This is a genomic window from Aeromonas sp. 82P (genome assembly GCF_051919365.1).
GTDB lineage: Bacteria > Pseudomonadota > Gammaproteobacteria > Enterobacterales > Aeromonadaceae > Aeromonas > Aeromonas veronii.
On the sequence record NZ_JBQBEV010000001.1, the window covers coordinates 1,669,297 to 1,691,651 of the forward strand.

Genomic DNA, 22,355 nt, shown 5'->3' on the forward strand with positions numbered 1-22,355 from the left:
GCCTGTGGCACCCGATGAGGACAAGATGAGGATGCCCCGTGCTTTTTTCAAGTAAAACAGGGGGCTGGCATCGATTCAGGCAGGTTCGCAGCACATCCGGTATTGGGGGTGGCCCGTAAGGGGATCGGACTCCTCGGCCTCAATGACGAAGCCGTGGCGGCGATAGAAACGCACTGCCTGATCATTCTCGACGAAGACCCGGGCGTGGAGCGACGCCCCCTGACGCTTGGCCTCCTGCAGCAGGGCGTGGCCGACGCCGCGGCCCTGACGGTCGGGGCGTACGAAGAGGGCGGCGAGATAGTTGTCCACCAGCGCCATGAAACCGAGCAGATCGCCACGCTCCTCAAACACCCAGATGGCGGCGCGATCGAGATAGCGGGTACGCAGATCCTCCTGGGCCTGCCACCAGCAGGAGGCATCGACGAAATCGTGGGCCTGCAGGGAGGCCAGCAACCAGATTTCGACGATCTCTTCCATGTCTTCCGGGCGACTGGGCCGCAACATACCTTCATCCTTATTAACAATTTACTTTCGCAGTCTAGGAGAACTTGATGAACAAACCGGTGACATAAATGAGACCCTGTGAGGTCGATCGCCCTTTATTTAGCGAGAATGATTGGCTGATCACAAAGCGCCTCTCTAGTACAATGCCCGCCGGACAATCTAGAGACCGAGGACGCCATGTGGTTTAAAAACCTGCAGATTTATCGCTTTACCCGCCCCTTTGACCTGACCGTGGATCAGCTGGAAACCCAGCTGGAAGCCTGTGCCTTCACCCCTTGCGGCAGTCAGGACATCTCCCGTTTCGGGTGGGTCAAGCCCCTTGGCAAATTCGGCTCAACCCTGACTCACTCTGCCTCCGGTCACATCCTCATCTGCGCCCGCAAAGAGGATAAGATGCTGCCCGGTACCGTGGTCAAGGAGATGCTGGCCGAGAAGGTAGAGGCGATCGAGTTCGAACAGGGACGTGCCCTCAAGAAGAAAGAGAAGGAGGCGCTGAAAGAGGAGATCCTCCACACCCTGCTGCCCCGTGCCTTCAGTCGTACCAGCCAGACCTTCGCCTGGATCAATCCGGCCGACAATTTGATGGTGGTGGACGCAGGTTCTGCCAAGAAGGCAGACGATCTGCTGGCGCTGCTGCGCAAATCCATCGGCTCCCTGCCGGTGGTGCCGGTGGCCCTCAAGAACCCGCCCGAGATCACCATGACCGAGTGGTTGAACGAGGGTAACCTGCCTGCCTCCTTCACTCTGGAAGATGAAGCCGAGCTGCGCAGTGCCATGGAGCACGGCGGCATCATCCGCTGCAAGCAGCAGGATCTGATGACGGATGAAATCAAGAACCACCTGGCCAACGACAAGCTGGTGACCAAGCTGGCCCTCAACTGGGGCGAGACTGTCAGCTTCGTGCTGGGGGATGATCTCTCCATCAAGCGCCTGAAATTCAGCGAAGAGCTGCGCGAGCAGAACGACGACGTCAACAGCGAAGATCCGGCCGCCCGTCTGGATGCGGACTTCGCGCTGGTCACCGCCGAGCTGTCCCAGTTTATCCCGGCGCTGTTTGCCGCCTTGGGTGGCGAAGAGCAGTCCATCTAACCGGACTTGCGCCTGTTTGGCCTCTGCCATCCCATCGTAAAAGCCGCCTTCGGGCGGTTTTTTTATATCTATTGCGGATAGCCATTATTGATAGATGAGTAAGATATTGATCTTGTTCAATAACTTGAGCTGTCAGCGCCAATCGTGACATAGTCCCTCTTCATGGTCATAAAACAGACAAGGAGAGTGTCATGTTGCGCAAACCTCTGGGGCTCGCTATCGCCCTTGCCTTGCTGGCCGGTTGTGCCAGTGACAACGGCTTTCACTACACCCCGCCAGCCCAGACCCTGATTGCGCCGGAGGCGGCCAGTGGCTGGACCGACAAGCAGGGCTGGCAGGGCCATGATTTCATGGTGGCGGCCGCCAACCCGCTGGCGGTGGATGCGGGCTACCAGATCATCAAGGCCGGTGGCAGTGCCGTCGATGCTGCCATTGCGGTGCAGCTGGTGCTGACGCTGGTGGAGCCGCAATCCTCCGGGATCGGTGGCGGAACGCTGCTGCTGGTGTGGGATGGCCGCAAGGTGAGTGCGGTGGATGGCCGCGAGACGGCGCCGGCTGCCGCCACCGACCAGCTGTTTATGCAAGATGGCAAGCCGCTGGCGTTTTATGACGGGGTGGTGGGGGGGCGCTCGGTCGGCGTTCCCGGCACCCTGCGCGCTCTGGCACTGGCCCATCAGCGTTATGGCAAGCTGCCCTGGGCTGTGCTGTTCCAGCCCGCCATCACGCTGGCAGAACAAGGATTTGTGATAAGCCCACGGCTAGCCACATTGCTGGCCAAGGATCCCTATCTGGCACGGGATCCGCAGGCTCGTGCCTACTTCTATCAGGCGGATGGCAGCCCCAAAACGGCGGGCTCCCGGCTGACCAACCCGGCGCTGGCCAAGGTGCTGCGCACTCTGGCCACAGAGGGGGCGGATGCCTTCTATCGGGGGCCGCTGGCGGATGCCATGGTGGCCAAGGTTCGCCAGCATCCCACCAATCCCGGGGTACTGGCGGCCACCGATCTGGCCAGCTATCAGGCCAAAGTGCGGGATGGCCTCTGCTTTGACTATCGCCAGAGCAAGATCTGCGGTTTTCCCACTCCCTCGTCCGGCACCCTGGCGCTCGGCCAGATCTTCGGCATGCTGGAGAGCCGCGATATGGCGGCCCTCAAGCCGATCACCACGAAAGAAGGGGGGCTGGCAGCCTCCAGCGAGGCTATCCACCTCTACAGCGAAGCGGCGCGTCTGGCCTTCGCCGATCGCAACCAGTACGTCGCCGACAGCGATTTTGTCAGCGTGCCAGTGAAGGGGCTGCTGGACAAGGGCTATCTGGCCGAGCGGGGCAAGCTTGTCGGTCAGCACTCCATGGGGATTGCCAAGCCCGGCACGCAGCCACTGGCGCTGGCGCGGGGCCAGGATGCGACCCCGGAACTCCCCTCGACCAGCCATGTCTCGATCGTCGACAAGGCGGGGATGGCCATCTCCATGACCAGCTCCATCGAGGATGGTTTCGGATCGCGTCAGATGGTCAACGGCTACCTGCTCAACAACCAGCTCACCGATTTCTCCTTCACCTCGGTGGATGCTGCCGGTCTGCCGGTGGCAAACCGGGTGGAGCCGGGCAAGCGGCCCCGCTCCTCCATGTCACCCCTGCTGGTGTTTGACAAGCCAAGCGGCGAGCTGACCATGACGCTGGGCTCGCCGGGGGGCTCCGCCATCATCAACTACGTGGGCAAGACCCTGCTCGGCACCCAGGATTGGGGTCTGAACCTGCAACAGGCCATCAATCTACCCAACTTCGGCAGCCGCAACGGCCCCACCGAGCTGGAAGCGGGACGCACCCCCATGTCGGTGGTAGAGGGATTGAAGGCGAGGGGACATGAGGTGGTACTGAACGAGCAGACCTCCGGCCTGCAGGGGGTTGAGCGCAACGCTGGCGGCTGGTTTGGCGCTGCGGATCCGCGCCGGGAAGGGATCGCCAAGGGGGAGTGAGGTTCCCATAGCAACAAGGCCAGCATGATGCTGGCCTTGTTGTTGATGGAGCGTTCTGCGCGGTTACTGGATACCCAACAGCTCCACTTCAAAGATCAGGACGGGCGCTCAGTGGGATATTGCCACTGGAGCATCCTGCGCGGTTACTGGATACCCAGCAGCTCCACGTCGAAGATCAGGACTGATCCCGGCGGGATTTTGCCAGCGGCGCGGTCGCCGTAGGCGAGGTTGGCGGGGATGTAGAAACGGGTCTTCTCACCTTCCACCATCAGCTGCACCCCTTCGGTCCAGCCTGCAATCACCTGATTGAGGCCAAACTCGATGGGCTCGCCACGGGCGACCGAGCTGTCAAAGACGGTGCCGTCCAGCAGCTTGCCCTCGTAGTGCACCTTCACCTTGCTGGTGGCAGTGGGATGAACGGTGCCGGTGCCCGGGGTCAGCACTTCGTACTGCAGGCCGGAGGCGGTGGTGGTCACCAGCGGTTTCTCCTTGTTGCTGGCGAGGAACTCGGCGCCAATCCGCACGTTGTCGGCCGCCAGCTTCTTGTTGTTGCTGCTGGAGTAGAAGTAGTAGGCCACACCGGCGATGAGCAGCGCGATCAGTATGAATTTCATCGGTTTTTCCTGTTCCATGAAATGTAAAAAGTGCAATGAGGGCGCCATCTTATCGCGCACCGACCCTGATGGCGAGCCACAGGGCGGGAGGATGTGAGCGGGCAGGCAAAGCTCGGAGACGCAGACGCAAAAAGGGGCGAGTCGGTGACTCGCCCCTTGTCATGGCGGCGGCGCTTACTTGGCGGCTACCATCATCAGGGCGGGCAGGGCGAAGAAGAGACCCGTCACATAACCCAGTGCCAGCAGCTTGTTCTCGCTGCCGACCCGGGCCAGCCCCTCGGCGGCGCGCACCGGCAGGTCGCGCAGGAAGGGGATGCCATAGATGATGACCACGGCAAAGAGGTTGAACAGCACGTGGACCAGCGCGATGGTCAGGGCCAGCTGGGCACCGGCTCCGCTGATGGCGGTGGCAGCCAGCAGGGCGGTGATGGTGGTGCCGATATTGGCCCCCAGGGTGAAGGGGTAGAGCTGACGGGTGCTGAACACGCCGCCGCCGGCCAGCGGGATCATCAGGCTGGTGGTGGTGGAGGAGGATTGCACCATGATGGTCACCAGCGCACCGGAGGTAATGCCGGTCAGCGGGCCACGGCCCAGCGCCTTGTGCAGCACCTCTTTGGCACGGCCAACCAGTACCTGTTGCAGCACTTTGCCCAGATAAGTGACGCAAGCGAGGATCAGCAGGATACCGATGATGATGGTCGCGATGGCGGCGCCCTTGCCCGGCAGGAAGGCGACAGCGCTGTCAATCAGCTGCTGGGCCGGTGCGGTCAGCGGCTTCATGAAATCCATGCCCTTCATCGACATGTTGGCGGAGCCTACCAGCAGGTTGGCCAGCCACTCGGCGCTATGTTGCAGCAGGCCGAACATCAGTTCCAGCGGCAGGAAGATGAACACCGCCAGCAGGTTGAAAAAGTCGTGCACGGTGGCGGCGGCGAAGGCGCGGCGGAACTCGGCGCGATCCCGCACATGGCCCATGGAGACGATGGTGTTGGTGATGGTGGTGCCGAGGTTGGCACCCATGACCATGGGGATGGCCATGCTGATGGGCAGGCCGCCAGCCACCAGACCGACGATCACCGAGGTGACGGTGCTGGAGGATTGCACCAGCGCGGTAGCGAGAATACCCAGCAGCAGGGCGACAAAGGGGTTGTTGGCAAAGGCGAAGATCTGGGCTGCGCCCTCGGCACCGCCGGAAAAATCTTTGAAGCCGTGGGAGATGGCGCCCACGGCAACCAGGATCAGGTAGACCAGTACGATGACACTCATCCAGTTGAACAGGGCGCGGGTCGCGGGCGGCTGTGACAAGGAGTGATGGTGTTGCATAAAGCCTCTTGAGACGGTCGTTCCGTCTTGGGTTGTTGATGACCCGCGCATTTAATCAGTGGTTAATGACAGAAATATGACAAGGTGACACTTTTATGATGGTTTTATGACTTGCGTTGGTGGTTTGTTCGCCAATAGATGATGGGGATGGCGAGAGATATGGCTGGTGACGCCATCCGCCCTGTCTGTTCCTTGCCGACCAAGCAAGTGCGGGAGAGTGGCAATAGTCGAGCCCCATATTCAGCCCGTCAAATAGCAAGAAGGGGAGCCGTGGCTCCCCTTCTGTCTATCCGTTATCCGCAAAGGATCAGGCGTCAGCCGCTTCCTCGTACTGACGGAACGGGATGCGGAACACCGCCAGACGCAGGAACAGATAGGTTGCACCGAGGCCCGCCCAGATCAGACCCAGCTCCAGCGAGCTCTGCTCCAGGTTGATCCACAGAGCACCGATGGTGGCGGCACCGAGCAACGGCATCAACAGGTAGATGACGTGATCCTTGAGGGTCTTGTTGCGCTTCTCGCGCACCCAGAACTGACCGATCACCGACAGGTTGACGAAGCTGAACGCCACCAGAGCGCCGAAGTTGACCAGCGCCAGCGCGGTATCCAGATCAAACGACACGGCGGAGAGGGCCAGACCGCCCACCATCAGCACGTTGATGGCCGGAGTACGGTATTTCGGGTGGATGTAGCCAAACACCCGCTCCGGGATCATGCGGTCACGCCCCATCACGTAGAGGATGCGCGACACACCGGCGTGAGCCGCCATGCCGGAGGCCAGTACCGCGACCGTGGTGCAGACCAGCACCACGGACTGGAAGAAGGTGCCGCCAACGTAGAGGGCGATCTCCGGCAGTACCGCATCCGGATGCTGGAAGCGGGCAAGGCTCGGGAAGTAGAGCTGCAGGCAGTAGGAGACCACCACGAAGATGATGCCGCCGATAAGGGCCGTCAGCACGATCGCCTTGGGGATCACCTTGCCAGCGTTCGGAGTCTCTTCAGAGAGGGAACTCAGACCGTCAAAGCCCAGGAACGAGAAGCAGAGGATGGTCGCACCGGTAAAGAGCGGTACCAGCTGTGCTGACTCGAAGTGGAACGGACGGCTGCTCATCAGGGTGCCAGCCCCTTCACCGTGGTAGATGCCCCACGCCATCAGGCCGATAAAGAGGGTGATGATGGCCAGCTGGATCACCACGATCAGACCATTGAAGTTGGCTACCAGATTGATGCCACGCAGGTTCAGGAAGGTCATCACGGTCACCAGACCGAAGATGAACACCCAGGGCTCAACGCCCGGGAACATGGCGGTCAGGTAGATCTTGGCCAGCAGGATGTTGATCATCGGCATGAACATGTAGTCGAGCAGGGATGACCAGCCGACCATGAAACCGACGTAGGGGTTGAACACCTTCTGGGCATAGGTATAGGCAGAGCCCGCAGAGGGGAACTTGCGTACCAGATGTCCGTAGCTGAAAGCGGTGAGCAGGATGCCACCCAGAGCCAGCAGATAGGCGGTGGCGACCCGGCCATCGGTGATGTCACCGACGATGGCGAAGGTGTCGAAGACAGCCATGGGGGTCAGATAGGCCAGACCCATCACAATCACTTGTGTCAGGGTAAGGGTCTTGAGCAGCTTGGCGTTTTGCGATGCCATTACGCTTTCTCCTCAATCAGTGCCGCAGCACGTGCTTGCAACGAGCGCAGGGATACGATGGATTCGCAAGCCTGTACATCAAGGGCGCCGGGGAGGCGCATACCGGGCTGTACCGGCAGGAAAGCATTAAAACGCCCCATTGTTATCCTCTCAACGTCGGGAGATTGTTTGGCAATCTCGAATATCACTTCCGGAAACGTTCCGGCCTCTTGTGGTGGGTTTGTACTGCACTTCAAAAATACAAAAACCGATGTCGCAGTGAACATCGGTCCTTTATTGGCGGCGTATTGTGCATTCGGTCAGCCCCCTTGACAAGCAAAAAAGGGCGGATTAACGCATTTTTTTGCATACGCACGGGGCAGGTAAGTGGTCACTCGCCCCCTGCAGCCGTCCCCGAGCTGCTCCCCCTTTTTCGGGGGGAAGAGAACCCTGTCGTAACGTATGAAAAGTCGGCAAATCGGGGCTGCAGGGTGCATAGCGCCTCAACATTGATCCTGATCATATTTGCCGGCGCTCCCCCGGGCTCGAGTCCAGCGAACTTATCGGCTGGCGGGGGATGGGAGGGGGGAAGTGGAAAAAGAGTGGTTGCATATCCATTCACATTGATGACTGAGGATAGGGGGCGACGCGGCTCGGGCCATGGCCCGGCGAGCGGTCCGGCTGGGTAGTTATTTGAAATCAGTCACACTTCCTGCAGAAACCGCATTTCTGGTAACCCGTGCAGCTGGCAACCAGAACACCGCAAAAACAACAAGGAGCCCGCAGGCTCCTTGTTCGCTATCGGGGGGAGGGGCGCCAGCGGTTACTGGGCGATCTCCACCTTGTCGGCGGTATGCAGCGGGATGCGGAACACGGTCAGGCGCAGGAACAGGTAGATGGCACCGAGCGCCGCCCAGATCAGCCCCAGCTCGAAGGAGGAGGGCTCGAGGTTGAGCCACAGTACCCCGATGCAGGCGGCGCCACAGAGCGGCAGCAGCAGATACATCAGGTGATCCTTGAGACACTTGTTGCGACCGAGCTTCACATAGAAGTGGGCAATCACCGCCAGATTGACGAAGGTGAAGGCCACCAGAGCGCCGAAGTTGATCAGGGCCAGCGCGATCTCCAGATCCAGCGACACCGCAGAGAGGGCCAGCAGGCCGACCAGCAGCACGTTGAACGCCGGGGTCTGCCACTTCGGATGGATGTAGCCGAAGAAGCGGGCAGGCAGGGCGCGATCCCGTCCCATCACGTAGAGCAGGCGCGATACACCGGCGTGGGAGGCGAGCCCCGAGGCCAGCACCGCTACTGTGGTGCAGACCAGCACCACCGCCTGAAACAGCTTGCCGCCGACATAGAGGGCGATCTCCGGCAGTACCGCATCCGGATGCTGGAAGCGGGAGATGTCCGGGAAGTAGAGCTGCAGGAAGTAGGAGGTAGTGACGAACAGCACACCGCCGATCAGCGCCGTCAACACGATGGCGCGGGGGATCACCCGATCCGCATCCGGGGTCTCTTCCGACAGGGTGCTGATGGCGTCAAAACCGAGGAACGACAGGCAGAGGATGGAGGCCCCCATCAGCAGCGGTGACACCTGGATCTGTTCGGAGAAGAAGGGACGGCTGCTGGCCACGGTCCCCAGCCCCTCACCGTTGTGAACGCCCCAGGCGATCAGGCCGATGAAGATGGCGATGATGCTGAACTGCATCACCACGATCAGGCTGTTGAAGTTGGCCACCAGCTTGATGCCGCGCAGGTTGAGGGCGGTCATCACCGCCGCCAGACCGAAGATATAGGTCCAGGGCTCTACGTTCGGGAAGAGGGCTTCCAGATAGATCTTGGCCAGCAGCATGTTGATCATCGGCATGAACATGTAGTCGAGCAGGGAGGTCCAGCCCACCATAAAGCCGACATAGGGGTGAAACACCTTCTGGGCATAGGTATAGGCGGAGCCGGCTGACGGGAACTTGCGCACCAGATGGCCGTAGCTCAGGGCAGTGAACAGCATGCCGATGAGAGCAAACAGGTAGGCGGTCGGCACATGGCCTTCGGTGATTTCGGTAACGATGCCAAAGGTGTCGAACACCGCCATGGGGGTGAGGTACGCCAGTCCCATAACCACGACCTGCCACAGTTTGAGGGTCTTTTTCAGACCAACCTGCTGGGCCGCCATTATGCATGTTCCTCATGCAGTGCCAGAGTGGCACGGTCCATCAACGAAACCGGGAGAGAGGCCCGGGAATCAAGGGCGCCAGGGCGGCGCACACCGGCCATGGCCGGTTGGAAAGCATTGAGATGCCCCATGTTGTTCCTCACTAGACTTGGTGTCGGGAGACTGCTGCCAATCTCGCTATCTTTTCCGGGGGTGATCCGGCCTCGTTTATGGGTGTGTTCACTGTTTAAAAAAGAACCGATGCCATTGTTTTACATCGGTTCTTTCAGTGGCGGCGCATTGTGCATTTGCAGGGCCCCCTTGACAAGAAAAAAAGGGGGCAAAATTGCATTTATTTGCACAGGTGAGTGGTCACTTTCCTGCTGGTCAGGCCAGCACGGCCTCCAGTGATTTTTCAAGGAGTTGCAGCCCCTCGTCAATCACTGCCGCAGGGGCTGTCAGGGGGGCGAGAAAACGGATGACATTTGCGCGCACCCCGCATGAGAGCAGGACCAGACCGCGTTTGCCTGCCTCGGCCACCAGTCGCTTGGTAAGGTCGGGATCGGGCTGACTGGCATCACGGCGTTTCACCAGCTCCATGGCCACCATGGCACCGGGGCCGCGAATTTGACCTATGCAGTCAAAACGCTCGGCTATGCGTTCCAGCCCCGCCTTGATCTGCTCCCCCTGAGCCAGCGCTTTCTGGTTGAGTTTCTCCTCGTCGATCACCTGCAATACCGCCAGCGCGGCGGCGCAGGCGATGGGGGAACCGGCATAGGTACCACCCAGGCCCCCCGGCTTGGCCGCGTTCATGATCTCCGCCTTGCCCACCACGGCTGATAGGGGGAAGCCACCCGCCAGACTCTTGGCCAAGGTCATGATGTCCGGCTCGATGCCGGCATACTCGGTGGCGAAGGTCTTGCCGGTGCGGCAGAAACCGCTCTGGATCTCGTCGCAGATGAGCAGAATGCCGTGCTGGTCGCAGACGCTGCGCAGCTTCTGCATAAAGCTCGGGGAGGCGGGATAGAAGCCCCCTTCGCCCTGTACCGGCTCGATGATGATGGCGGCAACGCGGGAGGGTTCTATGTCGGCGCTGAAGCAGAGCTCGAGGGCGTGCAGGGCATCCTCCTCACTCACCCCGAGATAATCGGCGGGGAAGGGGATGTGGTAGACCTCCCCCGGGAAGGGGCCAAAGCCGGTCTTGTAGGGGACTACCTTGCCGGTGAGCGCCATCCCCATCATGGTGCGGCCGTGAAAGCCCCCCTTGAAAGCGATGGTGCCGCTGCGACCGGTGTGGGCGCGGGCAATCTTGATGGCGTTCTCGACCGCTTCGGCGCCGGTGGAGAGAAACAGGGTGCGCTTCGGCGTCGGGCCAGGCACCAGGGCGTTGAGCTTTTCGGCAAGCTCGATATAGCCCGGGTAGGGGGTGACCTGAAAGCAGGTGTGGCTGAATTTTTCCAGCTGCTCGCGCACCGCCGCCACCACTTTCGGGTGGTTGTGGCCGGTATTGAGCACGGCGATGCCGGAGGCAAAGTCGATGTAGCGGTTGCCCTCCACATCCCACAGCTCGGCATTTTGCGCACGCTCGATGAAGACCGGCAGCAGGGTGCCAACGCCATTGACCACTGATGCTTCGCGGCGCGCTTGCCACGCCTTGTTTGATTCTGACTGACTCATCTTTCCTCCCTGAGGGGCCGCAGCCCCCGATATTCCCTGAAAATGTGGCAGGCGTTTTGGCGCCCATCACCGCCGATCAGCCCATCGGGCCAGATCGGCGGCGCCTTGTCTCTCTGTTGCTGCCCTAGCGAATGGCGCCAAAGCAGAGGTATTTGGTCTCCAGATACTCCTCCAGTCCCTCGGCTGCACCCTCCCGACCCAGACCCGACTCCTTGATGCCGCCAAAGGGGGCCAGTTCGGTTGAGATGATCCCCTCGTTGATGCCAACCATGCCGTACTCCAGCTGCTCGGCGACGCGCCACACCCGGGCGATATCGCGGCCATAGAAGTAGGCGGCGAGCCCATAAGGGGTGTCGTTGGCAATGGCGATGGCCTCGGCTTCCGTCTCGAAGCGCACCAGCGGCGCCACCGGGCCGAAGATCTCCTCCTGCAGGATGGGGTTGGTTTTATCCACCTTGCCCAAAATGGTGGGTTGGTAGAAGAGGGGGCCGGCGGGGTGGGCTTCGCCCCCCAGCAGCACTTCGGCACCAGCGGCGACCGATTGCTGCACCAGCTCGGCCACCTTGCTGGCGGCAGCCGGGTTGATGAGCGGGCCGATCTGGGTGCCTTCCGCCATGCCATCTCCCACCTTGAAGGTGGCAACGGCGGCAGTCAGCTTCTCGGCGAAGGCGTCGTAGACGCTGGCCTGCACCAGAATCCGGTTGGCGCAGACGCAGGTCTGCCCGGCGTTGCGGTATTTGGAGGCGAGCGCCCCGGCAACGGCGGCGTCGAGGTCGGCGTCGTCAAAGACGATAAAGGGGGCGTTGCCACCCAGCTCCAGCGACAGCTTTTTCATGGTGTCGGCGCACTGGCGCATCAGCAGTTTGCCGATACGGGTGGAGCCGGTGAAGGAGAGCTTGCGCACCACCGGATTGCTGCACAGCTCGTTGCCCACCGCGCTCGCCTGATGGCTGGTGACGATATTGATGACACCGGCGGGGATCCCTGCCTGCTCGGCAAGCAGCGCCAGCGCCAGCGCGCAGAGCGGCGTCTCGGCGGCAGGTTTGATGACGATGGTGCAACCGGCTGCCAGCGCCGGGCCCGCCTTGCGGGTGATCATGGCTATCGGGAAATTCCACGGAGTGATGGCGGCGACCACGCCCACCGGCTGCTTGATGGTTGCCAACCGGCGATCGCCGCTAAAGCCCGGGATGGTGCGGCCATAGGCGCGCTTGCCCTCCTCGGCGAACCACTGGATAAAGCTGGCGCCATAGGCCACCTCGCCCTTGGCTTCCGCCAGCGGCTTGCCCTGCTCGCAGGTCATGATGCGGGCCAGCTCGTCGCTGTGGGCGGTGATGGCGGCAAACCAGGCGTAGAGCTTGTTGCTGCGCTCCTTGGCGGTCAGCGCAGCCCAGGCGGGTTGCGCCGCGTGGGCGGCCGCGATGGCGCGGCGGGTATCCTCGGCATCCATGTCGGGTACCTGGGTAATGACGGCACCGCTGGCGGGGTTGGTGACCTCGAAGGTGCGGCCGCTAGCGGCCTCGCACCACTGTCCATCTATATAGGCGCGGGATGTGATCAAGCTGGAGTGGGATGTTGTTCCTGACATGAGAAGCCTCGAGTGTGGGTCAGAGCAGCTGGTTGCCGGAGTGAGCCGACCCTTCCTGCGCCGCTGCCGTATAAAATAATAAGCACAGGAAGACCATAATTTGAGCTGAAATGTTTTTCAAGTGTTAAATATATTTGAATTGCTGGGGGGCGCCATGCTAGAAAATGGGCTGTGTAGCGCGCTTTATCCGGCTCGCTTGCAGGCTGCAAGTGGGCAGACGACCGGGAGATGGTAAATCAGGTGTGCAAAATAATGAACGGTTGTGCTGTGTAACATAGTGAACGGCAAGGGAAAGCTGGTCGGCTATTTTAACCAGCAGGGTAAACAGGCAGCGCCTGATCCGATGCGATCACGCGCAAGCAGGAGAGGCTGATGATGCAAGGATGCAGACATGGCGCAGCAGGGGGCCTTTCATGAGTGGGCCACAGAGTCGGGAGGGCGTGGCTCGACCGTTGAGTGGGGCTGACGCCGGGGCGCGCACCATGGGGGAACGGCTGGCGGCGGTACGCCATCAGCTGGGGCTCTCCCAGCGGCGGGCGGCCGAGCTGAGCGGCCTGACCCACGGCGCCATCTGCATGATCGAGCAGGACAAGGTGAGCCCCTCGGTCGCCTCCCTGCAAAAGCTGCTCACCATCTATGGCCTGCCGCTGTCGCGCTTTTTCGCCGAGGAGGAGAGCCGCACTCCGGAGGTGGTGATCAAGGCTGATCAGCTGATCGAGCTGGGCAGTCAGGGGGTCTCCCTCAAGTTGGTGCACAACGGCAACAACCGTCGCCAGCTCGGCTTTATGCTGGAGACCTATCCCCCCGGCACCGACACCGGCGGTCAGGTGACCCATCAGGGGGAGGAGGTCGGCACCGTGCTGGAGGGGTCGGTGATCCTGACGGTGGCGGGCCAGAGTTATCAGCTGGAGGCGGGCGACAGCTATGTGATCGACACCGGCGAGCCCCACAGCTTCAGCAATCCGTCGGGGGAGACCTGTCGCATCGTCAGCGCCCACACCCCGGCGAGCTTTTAATCCTGACAGTAGTTTGGCAACCGAACCGGTAAGGAAACAGGGATCATGACCGAACATGTAAACAGTTACTACGCAGCCAGCGCCAATAAACACGCGCCCTATCCGATATTGACCGAGCAGCTGGAGTGCGATGTCTGCGTCATCGGTGCGGGTTATACCGGCCTCTCCAGCGCGCTGCATCTGGTAGAGAAGGGCTACAAGGTGGTGGTGCTGGAGGCAGCCCGTGTCGGCTTTGGCGCCAGCGGCCGCAACGGCGGCCAGATCGTCAACTCCTACAGCCGCGACATCGACACCATAGAAGCGAACTGCCCGCCGGATCAGGCCAGGCTGCTCGGTTCCATGTTGTTTGAGGGGGGCCAGATCATCCGCGAGCGGATCAAGCGCTACAACATCCAGTGCGATCTGCAGGAGGGGGGCGTCTTTGCCGCCGAGACCGAGAAGCAGCTGCACGAGCTCAAATCCCAATACGCCCGCTGGCAGAAGTGGGGCAACGACCAGCTGGAGCTGCTCGATGCCAAGGGGGTGCGCGAGGTGGTCGCGAGCGATCGCTACGTCGGCGCCCTGCTCGACAAGAGCGGCGGCCATATTCACCCGCTCAATCTGGCGTTGGGGGAGGCGGAAGCCATCCGCATCCAGGGTGGGCAGATCTTCGAGCAGTCCGCCGTCACCAGTATCACCCCGGGTCAACCAGCACTGGTCAAGACCGCCAAGGGGGCGGTGAAGGCACGCTTTGTGGTGGTGGCGGGCAATGCCTACCTCGGCAATCTGGTGCCGGAACTGGCCAGCAAGAGCATGCCCTGTGGCACCCAGGTGATCGCCACCGAGGTGCTGGGAGAGGAGCGGGCCCGGTCACTCTTGCCGCAGAACTACTGTCTGGAGGATTGCAACTACCTGCTCGACTACTACCGCACCTCCGGCGATCACCGGCTGCTCTATGGCGGCGGCGTTGTCTATGGCGCGCGGGATCCGGCGGATATCGAGCGGCTGATCATCCCCAAAATGCTCAAGACCTTCCCGCAGCTGGCCGACGTCAAGGTGGAGTACACCTGGACTGGCAACTTCCTGCTCACCCTGTCGCGGCTGCCGCAGTTTGGTCGCATCGGCCCCAACATCTACTACATGCAGGGCTACAGCGGCCACGGCGTCACCTGTACCCATCTGGCGGGCAAGCTGCTTTCGGAGGTGCTGAGCGGTCAGGCGGAGCGCTTCGATGCCTTTGCCAAACTGCCGCACTACCCCTTCCCGGGTGGCCGCCTGTTCCGCATCCCCTTCACCGCCGCGGGCGCCGCCTGGTACACCCTGCGCGACCGCTTGGGGGTATAAGAGCTGCCCAGCGAGAAATGTGGGCTGGTGGTTGCCGCTTAGATAACGCTGACGCCAGTACCAATACCGGAAACAACAAGGCCACCGCGAGGGTGGCCTTGTTGTTATCAAGCAGCAGCGTGCTGATTAGCTGTAGAAGGCTTCAACGGTGCCCTTGAGCTTGATCAGGATGGGCTGACCGCGACGATCCAGCGCTTTGGGGGAGGGGATCTTCACCCAGCCTTCGCTGATGCAGTACTCCTCGACATCGGTGCGCTCTTTGCCGTTCAGGCGAATACCGATCGGGTGCTCGAAGCAGGCGGCCACATAGTGAGGGCTGCGGGGATTGCAGGAGAGGTGATCCGGCAGAGCCGGTTTGGTGCTGGTATCGCTCATCGATATAACCCGAAATGAATAAAAAGTGGGTCATTGTAGAGAATGCCGCCATGGCATTCAAGGCGGCCACAAAACAGGCAAAGGATACCCGCCATCGCTATGGGCGACCCGCTTATCCTCGTTGCCAATGCATCACCAATTCGGGGTGGCCGCTATGCTCGCACAGCTGCTGCTCACCCTCTTTAAAACCATTGCGGGAATAGAAGCGCCGCGCCTGCTCATTTTCGGCGTAGACCGTCAACTCGAGCCGGTCATATTGGGCTTTGAGGTGCTCGAGTAGTTGGCGACCCAGCCCGTGTGACTGCTGGTCAGGGGAGATAAACAACGCCGCCACAGTACCCTGATACCAGGAGATAAAGCCCAGTAGCTGTCCATCCTCCTCATAGACCCAGCTATGGCTGGCGGTCAGATAGATATCCCGCATCGCTGCCCGTTGCTCATGCCAAAAGGCGGCGGGAATAAAGTCGTGGGCTTGTACCGATGCCTGATACCAGAGCTCGACGGCGGCATCCAGATCGGTTGTTAATAATGGGCGGATCATAGTGGCCTCGACTGTGAAGAGTGGTCGCACGATATGCCCGATCCATGTCGTGTTATCGGGCATATCGTCTATCGCAGGCTGGCTACTATTTGCGGGTCAGCTTGTCGAGGTAGCCCATGGCGAAGGCCGAGAGGACAAAGGTGATGTGGATCAGCAGGTACCACTTGATCTTGTCGTTGGGGAGATTTTCGGCATTCATAAACACCTTGAGCAGGTGAATAGATGAGATGGCGACAATGGAGGCGGCGACCTTGTTTTTCAGAGAGCCGGCATCGAGCTTGCCGAGCCACACCAGTTTGTCGCTCTCATCCCCGACATCGAGGCGCGAGACGAAGTTCTCATAGCCGGAAAACATCACCATCACGATAAGTCCCCCCACCAGGGTGATATCGATCAGCGACAGTGTGACCAGCACCAGATCCACCTCTTTCATCTCCAGTATGTTGGGTAGGATATGGAGGATCTCCTGAAAGAATTTCACTCCCAGTGCCAGCAGTATGAGGCTGAGCCCAAGATAAATGGGGGCCATGATCCAGCGGGATGCGTACATCAATCTTTCAAACATGTTTTCCATAGTGCGATTACAGGTCCATCAAATGGTTAACAAACGAGTCGGCCATAGCTTAACCGAGATGCCTCACATCTCAAGCATCTCGATAGCATATTGCTGAATTGGGTGGTGTCAGGCAGGAGTTTTTAACCTTGGGTAGGGCTGTGCAGCGGGTGGCAGAGGGCCCGTGGTCGGGCCTATCAGGTGTCAGGGAAGATCCAGGGTAAAGCGGGCGCCGCCGAGGGGGGATTCATCGACCCGGATCTGGCCGCCGTAGCTGTGGACGATTTCGGTCACCACCGCCAGTCCGATGCCCTGACCCGGCGAGCTGTCAGCCCGCACGCCGCGCTGGAAGATCTGCTCCGATTTGGCCGGATCGATTCCCGGGCCATCATCTTCCACTTCGATACGCAGCCGCTCGAGATGGCGACGCACCGTCACCTTCACTTCGCTGATGGCAAACTTGCAGGCATTGTCGAGCAGGTTACCCATCAGCTCCATCAGGTCGCCCTGTTCGCCGTGGAAGAGGGCGTCATCGTCGAACTTGAAGTGGGTTTGCAGCTTCTTGTGGCGATAGACCTTGGTCAGGCTGGCCAGCAGTTTTTCAATCAGCGGTACCGGCTCGGTGCCCTTGCTGGCAAGGCGCTGGCGGCCGGTCACGGCCCGTCTGAGCTGATACTGGATCATCTGATCCATGGTGAGGATCTGCTCGTTGATGTTGTCGTGGATCTCCCGCCCCAGCTTCACTTCGCGGGTGGTGATCTGGATCAGCGCCAGCCGGGTTTTCAGGCTGTGGGCGAGATCGTTGAGGGCGTGCTGGTAGCGCTGGGTCTGCTGGCGTTCGTTCTCCAGCAGCTGGTTGATGGAGTCGGTCAGCGGGGCCAGCTCCCGCTCAAAATCGCTCGAGAGGTCATCGCGCTTGCCGGCCCGAATATCGTCGATCTGACGGGCGATGGTGCGCAGGGAGCTGAGGCTCCAGAAGGTGGTGAGCAGCAGCAGCCCGGCCAGCAGCATATAGGCGAGCAGCGCCTGTTTGGCGGTCTGGTAGAGGTAGGTGCGGGACTCTTCGTGATAGCGTTTGGCCGAGTCGATCATCACCACGTAGTAGGCGGTGGTGCCGCTACCGGGATTGCGGATAAACCGCAGGCTGTAGACGAAGTAGCTCTCGCCGTTCTTGATGGTGTGCTTCTTGAAGAAGTAGTCGAGATCCATCCCCCCCAGATACTTCATCAGATCGCCGCAGATGGTTTGTTTGGCCTTGATCACCTCCGGCATATGGAGGCTCGACCAGACCAGATCGCCATCGGCGCGGCAGATCAGGGTATCGAGGTTGCGATCCCCCGCACCACGGGATATCCGCCCCAGCTCGACGTTCGACCCCTTGTCATCCGGCTCGGTGGAGGAAAACAACTTGGCCAGGTTCTCCTGCATCCGGGCGCTGGCCTTCTGGGTCTGCTCCTCGACGTGGCCAAGATAGAGGGCGTAGACGGCAAACCCCATGATCAGCGCGATGACCAGCAGCGAGCTGAGCAGCAGTTTGATGTGCAGTGAGCTGCGGATCATCTTGATGGGGCGCGGCAGATGAAACTGCATCAGTTACAGGAGAGGTTGAAGATATAACCCTGACGCCGGATGGTGGAGATGGGTTGAATCGTCCCCTCCGGATCCAGCTTCTTGCGCAGGCGGCTCACCATCACCTCGATGGTGTTGGGGTCCCCTTCGCCGTCGCCGTAGAGCTGGTCGAGCAGTTGCTGCTTGGATACCACCTGACGGGCATTGCGCATCAGGTACTCCAGAATGAGGTATTCAAAGCTGGTGAGCACCGCCACTTCTCCGGCGATGGTCAGCTCCTTGCGGGAGAGATCCAGCTCGTAATCACCGGCCTTCACCTTCGGCGAGATAAAGCCGGCGCTGCGCCGCACCAGCGCATTGAGTCGGGCCAGCAGCTCATCTTTCTGGAACGGTTTGACCAGATAGTCATCAGCCCCTGCTTCCAGTCCTTCGACCTTGTCCTGCCAGTTGCCACGGGCGGTCAGCACAATGATGGGGAAGGGGATCTGCCGTTCGCGCAGTTGCCGGATCAGTTGCAGGCCGTCCATATCGGGCAGACCGAGGTCGATGATGGCCACATCAATGGGATAGTCGGCGGCGTAGTGCAGTGCAATCCCGGCCTGGTCGGTGCTGTAGACCTGATTGTCGGCTTCGGTCAGCAGAGAGGAGAGGTGGTGATTGAGCAGCTTGTCGTCTTCGACCAACAGAATTTTCATGATGTGAGCGGTCATAGGGATCCAGGCTGTCAATTAGAAAGTGTATGTCGCTTCGAGTCAATTCGAATCCTAATGCATCCCGGCTGTATCGGGACTGAATCAGCGGGACTTCAGAGTTCGCGCCAACTGGTCGTTTAACCATGGTCCGGGTTGTCGATGGCATGCTGGTCGGCAGTCATGTTGCGAAAGGTTTGATGTGATGAGAGAGATGGCCGGGAGGTTGCTGGCGCGACTGCAACAGTGTGAGCGCAGCGACCTCCTCTATATTGTCTGGCTCTGCTGGGGGGCAGCCTTGCTGCTCTACGTGCTGGGGTCGCCCTGTTTTCTGTGGCCAGTGGCGCCGATGCCGCTGGTTCTGCTTGTGTGGTTGGTGGAGAGAGTACGGATGTTTGGAAGAAACAAAGGTGGTGCGGCTACTGGGTCGGCGGGGGCCACCGTGATTGCAGCCGGTGCCCGCTTCAAGGGCGAGTTGCAGGTGGAGGGGGATCTGGAGGTGCGCGGTCAGATCAATGGTACCATCCAGCTCATCGGTGGTGTGCTGCGCATCATGCAGGGCGGCAGTGTTGAGGGAGAGGTGAGTGCGCCCCACGTGATCATCAATGGTCTGCTGGAAGGCACCTGTACCTCCGCCGAGGTGGAGATCCTGGAGAGCGGCAAGATGCAGGGGATCTTCAAGGGGGGCAGTCTCTCCATCTGCAAGGGCGGCAACTTTGTTGGCCAGTCCCAGCCCACCGTGGCCGGCAAGGCCGATCCCGTGTTGCAAGCCTTGTCTGAAAACAGTTCGTCCGGGAGCAAGCAGCCGGAGAGCAAGAGCAATGTGAAAAAGCTGCCGCACGAGCCGAAAGGCAAGCCGACCGAGGAGCTGGCCAAGCAGGCGTGATGTCGTTTGCCAGCGGTGCTGTTCAGGAAAACAGAGAGGGGGCCACGATGGCCCCCTCTGTATTTCCTCGTTAGCCGTTAGCTGCTGCGCGGCGGCAGCATATTGGTGAGGGTGTTGTCTTTGAGAATATGGTGGTGATAAAGGGCTGCCACCGTGTGCAGGCCGATCAGGGCGTAACCGATATTACCCAGGGTCTCGTGCACCTCCTTGATCAGCCCCTTGAGATCCGGACTGGGGGAGAGCAGGGCTGGCAGCTCAAGCCCGAAGAAGGGGATGGGCTTGCCCGCGGCGCTCAGCAGCAGCCAGCCAAACAGCGGGGTGAGAATGAGAAAACCGTAGAGGGCGAGGTGGGCCAGTTTTGCCAGCTTGTGCATGACCGGGGAGAGCTCGGGCACGATACGGGGTGTCGGGCTCATCCAGCGCAGGGCCAGTCTGACAAACACCAGGGCGAAGATAAGCAGCCCCAGCATAAAGTGCCACTCCTTCATCAGATCACGGCCAGGGTCCCCTTTGGGGAAGATATCGCGAAATTCGATCAGGGCGTAGACGGCGATCATGGCCCACAGGGTCAGCCAGTGCAGCCCGATATTCAGAGTGCCATAACGTTGTTCACTGTTCATCAGCATAGGTTTGTTCCTTCGAAGTGCTGTCACATCCGTGTGGCATCCCCGCACTCAAGCGTGTCGGAGCGAGGCCAGATCCTTTGGCGGCAACAGCCGGGCTGCCATGCTTGCCATACATCGATAGCCTGCTGCTGGCATCAGTCAGAGAGGAGATGCCCTCTGCTGTCTGCATGGTATCACTGGCAACCGGGTGGATAGTCTGATCAATGCCACACAATTTACAGGCTCATTAAGCCCCTTGTGACGTGAAGAAGGCGTGAAATAGCATCAGCGATGTCGGCCCGCCCAGGTTCAGGCGGGCTCGATGGCCAGCACCACGCAATCCGGCTCGCTGATGCGAAAACGGACGTTGCAGTCAAACAGCCGCACCCCGTACTCCTTCTCATCGGGCTTGCCTTTCTTGTAGGCGGGGCGCGGATCTTGTGCCAGCACTTCGCTCACCAGCTGGCGCAGCTCGGGATGGGCCTTGAGCCAGGGTTGCAACTGCTGCTCGGCCTCGGCACTGAAGCTCACCGCTAGCGGCGGGGTGGGGGCGTCGGGGGCAAAACCACCACGGGCATTCGGCAGGCTGTCGGCATAGGGGATGTAGGGTTTGATATCGACGATGGGGGTGCCATCGAGCAGATCCACCGCCCCCAGCTCTAGCCACAGCTTGCCCCGCTCGCGACCGACCCCGTGCAGCTCGACCACCGAGAGGCCAAGCGGATTGGGGCGGAAGGTGGAGCGAGTGGCAAAAACCCCGACCCGCTCGTTGCCGCCAAGGCGCGGCGGGCGCACCGTTGGGTGCCAGCCCTGCGCCATGGTCTGGTGAAAGACGAAGCTTAGCCACAGATGGGAGAACTGCTCGATGCCGCGCAGCACATCCGGCTGATCGTAAGGGGGGAGCAGCTCGAGGCGGGCGCGGGCCGATTTGACCAGTCCGGGCTGGCGGGGGATGGCGAACTTCTCCTTGTAGGGAGAGCGGATGATCCCGAGGGTATCGATTTCGAACTTCATGGCGGATCCTGACTGAAAACCTCGGCAATTTAGCACAGGCGGCCCCAAAACGCAGGCTTGGCCTCACTACGCCCTTTTTTGCGGCGCTGCCGTGATCCCTGTCCCATCCCGGCCAGTCGGGGGCTGTACCCGCACGCCGAGTTGCGTAGGGTGGAGGCATTGGCGTGTCAGGATGAAATGTGCGCACTCGCGCCGAAGGGGGAGGGAGAGGGATGAAACTGCTGATTATCGGTGGCACCGGCTTTTTGGGGCGCCACCTCACCGCGCTCGCGCTAGATTGGGGCCATGAAGTGACCCTGTTCAATCGCGGCCTGCACCAGCATCCGGACTGGCGCGATCTGGTGCAGCTCACCGGCGACAGGGACAAGAGCCTGAGCGCCCTGCAAGGGGCCGGGTTGCAGTGGGATCTCGTCATCGATACCTGCTGCTATCGCCCCGAGCAGGCGGCGAGCCTCTCGGCAGCTTTGCTCGGGCGCTGCGCGCGGTTGATCTTTATCTCCACCATCAGCGTCTATCGCGATTTCTCACTGCCCGGGATGGATGAGTCTGCGCCGCTGCACCCTATCCCCGAAGGTGAAATGCCCACTGACTATGGCCCGCTCAAGGTGTTGTGCGAGCAGGAGTATCGCGCCCACTGGGGCGAGCGGCTTTGCATCCTGCGCTCGGGCGTGTTGTGCGGCCCCCATGATCCTACCGGGCGCATGGCCTGGTGGATTAAGCGGGTGCAGCAGGGCGGGCCCTGGTTGCTGCCGGGCAGTGGCGAGGATCGCTTGCAGTATCTCGATGTGCGCGACTGTGCCGAGTTTGTGTTGCGTGCGGCGGAGCAGCAGTTGGGGGGCACATTCAACTTGCTCAAGCCCGGCATTACCCTCTGCGACTGGCTGGAGCGGCTGAGCGCCCGGTTGCACCCCGCCCGCCCCATCCAGCCCGAGTGGTTGCCCTGGTCGACCCTGATGGCGGCCAGTATCGAGCCCTGGCAGAGCTATCCCACCCTCTTGCCCTGCGCGCAGGCGGAGTTTGCCGGTTACGGCTCTATAAGCGCCGAGGCGGCCATCGTCCACGGGTTGAATTTCCGGCCGCTGGAGGAGACCGCCGCCGACCTTGCCCACTGGCTGGCCATCGAGCCTGCCGCCGGGGGGGCGGAACATGCCATGACTCAGGCCGAGGAGACTTCGTTACGGCAGCAGCTGCTGGAGCCCAGTCTGCAATAGGAGAGGTGCATCGAGCCGCT

Annotated in this window: 21 protein-coding genes; 6 read left to right on the plus strand and 15 right to left on the minus strand. The window is 61.0% G+C overall.

Annotated elements, in window-relative coordinates; genetic code table 11:
• Positions 1-75: 75 nt before the first annotated feature.
• Positions 76-504 carry a GNAT family N-acetyltransferase gene (locus tag ACTG2S_RS07805; protein WP_005338252.1) on the minus strand — a complete coding sequence of 143 codons (429 nt, stop codon included), beginning with the start codon at positions 502-504 and terminating at the stop codon, positions 76-78.
• Positions 505-681: 177 nt separating this feature from the next.
• Here ACTG2S_RS07805 and rdgC point away from each other — a divergent pair, with 177 nt between their 5' ends.
• Both rdgC and ggt read left to right on the plus strand, forming a co-directional pair.
• Entirely contained in the window at positions 682-1,593 is a 912-nt protein-coding gene (gene rdgC / locus ACTG2S_RS07810; RefSeq protein WP_274161584.1) for a recombination-associated protein RdgC, read from the plus strand.
• A 191-nt stretch (positions 1,594-1,784) separates the two neighbouring features.
• Positions 1,785-3,566, plus strand: coding sequence for a gamma-glutamyltransferase (gene ggt / locus ACTG2S_RS07815; RefSeq protein ID WP_439982271.1), 1,782 nt, complete (start codon positions 1,785-1,787; stop codon positions 3,564-3,566).
• A gap of 143 nt (positions 3,567-3,709) precedes the next feature.
• Here ggt and ACTG2S_RS07820 read toward each other — a convergent pair whose 3' ends face one another.
• The 7 genes from ACTG2S_RS07820 to ACTG2S_RS07850 form a co-directional block, all read right to left on the minus strand.
• Positions 3,710-4,180: an FKBP-type peptidyl-prolyl cis-trans isomerase gene (locus ACTG2S_RS07820; protein ID WP_005347462.1), complete on the minus strand. Its 471-nt coding sequence runs from the start codon at positions 4,178-4,180 to the stop codon at positions 3,710-3,712.
• Between the two features lie 174 nt (positions 4,181-4,354).
• On the minus strand, positions 4,355-5,503 hold the full coding sequence (locus tag ACTG2S_RS07825) for a sodium:phosphate symporter (protein ID WP_005338243.1): 1,149 nt from the start codon (positions 5,501-5,503) through the stop codon (positions 4,355-4,357).
• A gap of 307 nt (positions 5,504-5,810) precedes the next feature.
• Positions 5,811-7,157: an APC family permease gene (locus ACTG2S_RS07830; RefSeq protein WP_021230506.1), complete on the minus strand. Its 1,347-nt coding sequence runs from the start codon at positions 7,155-7,157 to the stop codon at positions 5,811-5,813.
• On the minus strand, positions 7,157-7,423 hold the full coding sequence (locus ACTG2S_RS07835) for a hypothetical protein (RefSeq protein WP_021230505.1): 267 nt from the start codon (positions 7,421-7,423) through the stop codon (positions 7,157-7,159). Before ACTG2S_RS07835 ends, ACTG2S_RS07830 begins: the two co-directional genes overlap by 1 nt.
• Positions 7,424-7,959: 536 nt before the next feature.
• Entirely contained in the window at positions 7,960-9,309 is a 1,350-nt protein-coding gene (locus tag ACTG2S_RS07840) for an APC family permease (protein ID WP_439982273.1), read from the minus strand.
• Between the two features lie 366 nt (positions 9,310-9,675).
• Positions 9,676-10,965 carry a 4-aminobutyrate--2-oxoglutarate transaminase gene (gene gabT, locus ACTG2S_RS07845; RefSeq protein WP_439982276.1) on the minus strand — a complete coding sequence of 430 codons (1,290 nt, stop codon included), beginning with the start codon at positions 10,963-10,965 and terminating at the stop codon, positions 9,676-9,678.
• A 124-nt stretch (positions 10,966-11,089) separates the two neighbouring features.
• A complete protein-coding gene (locus ACTG2S_RS07850; protein WP_439982278.1) occupies positions 11,090-12,553 on the minus strand; it encodes an NAD-dependent succinate-semialdehyde dehydrogenase in 1,464 nt (487 codons plus the stop codon).
• 413 nt (positions 12,554-12,966) lie between these two features.
• Here ACTG2S_RS07850 and puuR point away from each other — a divergent pair, with 413 nt between their 5' ends.
• The gene (puuR, locus tag ACTG2S_RS07855; RefSeq protein WP_047440589.1) at positions 12,967-13,569 is read left to right on the plus strand and encodes an HTH-type transcriptional regulator PuuR; all 603 of its coding nucleotides are present in this window, start codon (positions 12,967-12,969) and stop codon (positions 13,567-13,569) included.
• A 45-nt stretch (positions 13,570-13,614) separates the two neighbouring features.
• A complete protein-coding gene (locus ACTG2S_RS07860) occupies positions 13,615-14,892 on the plus strand; it encodes an NAD(P)/FAD-dependent oxidoreductase (RefSeq protein WP_274161578.1) in 1,278 nt (425 codons plus the stop codon).
• Between the two features lie 126 nt (positions 14,893-15,018).
• Here ACTG2S_RS07860 and ACTG2S_RS07865 read toward each other — a convergent pair whose 3' ends face one another.
• From ACTG2S_RS07865 to ACTG2S_RS07885, 5 genes are all read right to left on the minus strand, one after another.
• The gene (locus ACTG2S_RS07865) at positions 15,019-15,267 is read right to left on the minus strand and encodes a DUF3297 family protein (RefSeq protein ID WP_005338226.1); all 249 of its coding nucleotides are present in this window, start codon (positions 15,265-15,267) and stop codon (positions 15,019-15,021) included.
• Positions 15,268-15,379: 112 nt separating this feature from the next.
• Complete coding sequence (locus ACTG2S_RS07870; protein ID WP_088869887.1) at positions 15,380-15,808, minus strand: N-acetyltransferase; 429 nt, start codon at positions 15,806-15,808, stop codon at positions 15,380-15,382.
• Between the two features lie 85 nt (positions 15,809-15,893).
• Complete coding sequence (locus tag ACTG2S_RS07875) at positions 15,894-16,373, minus strand: TIGR00645 family protein (RefSeq protein WP_227096060.1); 480 nt, start codon at positions 16,371-16,373, stop codon at positions 15,894-15,896.
• A gap of 192 nt (positions 16,374-16,565) precedes the next feature.
• Entirely contained in the window at positions 16,566-17,951 is a 1,386-nt protein-coding gene (locus ACTG2S_RS07880; RefSeq protein WP_005338217.1) for an ATP-binding protein, read from the minus strand.
• Entirely contained in the window at positions 17,951-18,625 is a 675-nt protein-coding gene (locus ACTG2S_RS07885) for a response regulator transcription factor (protein WP_040066247.1), read from the minus strand. The genes ACTG2S_RS07880 and ACTG2S_RS07885 overlap by 1 nt, the downstream gene beginning before the upstream one ends.
• Before the next feature lie 199 nt (positions 18,626-18,824).
• Between ACTG2S_RS07885 and ACTG2S_RS07890 the strand changes: the two genes are divergently transcribed.
• Positions 18,825-19,505 (plus strand): bactofilin family protein, encoded by a 681-nt coding sequence (locus ACTG2S_RS07890; RefSeq protein WP_201947997.1) that lies wholly within the window; start codon positions 18,825-18,827, stop codon positions 19,503-19,505.
• 77 nt (positions 19,506-19,582) lie between these two features.
• Here the strand turns inward: ACTG2S_RS07890 and ACTG2S_RS07895 are convergent, their stop codons facing one another.
• Positions 19,583-20,131 carry a cytochrome b gene (locus ACTG2S_RS07895; protein WP_274161576.1) on the minus strand — a complete coding sequence of 183 codons (549 nt, stop codon included), beginning with the start codon at positions 20,129-20,131 and terminating at the stop codon, positions 19,583-19,585.
• Positions 20,132-20,419: 288 nt separating this feature from the next.
• A complete protein-coding gene (gene tsaA / locus ACTG2S_RS07900) occupies positions 20,420-21,124 on the minus strand; it encodes a tRNA (N6-threonylcarbamoyladenosine(37)-N6)-methyltransferase TrmO (protein ID WP_005350137.1) in 705 nt (234 codons plus the stop codon).
• A 212-nt stretch (positions 21,125-21,336) separates the two neighbouring features.
• Here tsaA and ACTG2S_RS07905 point away from each other — a divergent pair, with 212 nt between their 5' ends.
• A complete protein-coding gene (locus ACTG2S_RS07905; protein WP_439982280.1) occupies positions 21,337-22,335 on the plus strand; it encodes an NAD-dependent epimerase/dehydratase family protein in 999 nt (332 codons plus the stop codon).
• The last annotated feature ends 20 nt before the right edge of the window (positions 22,336-22,355 follow it).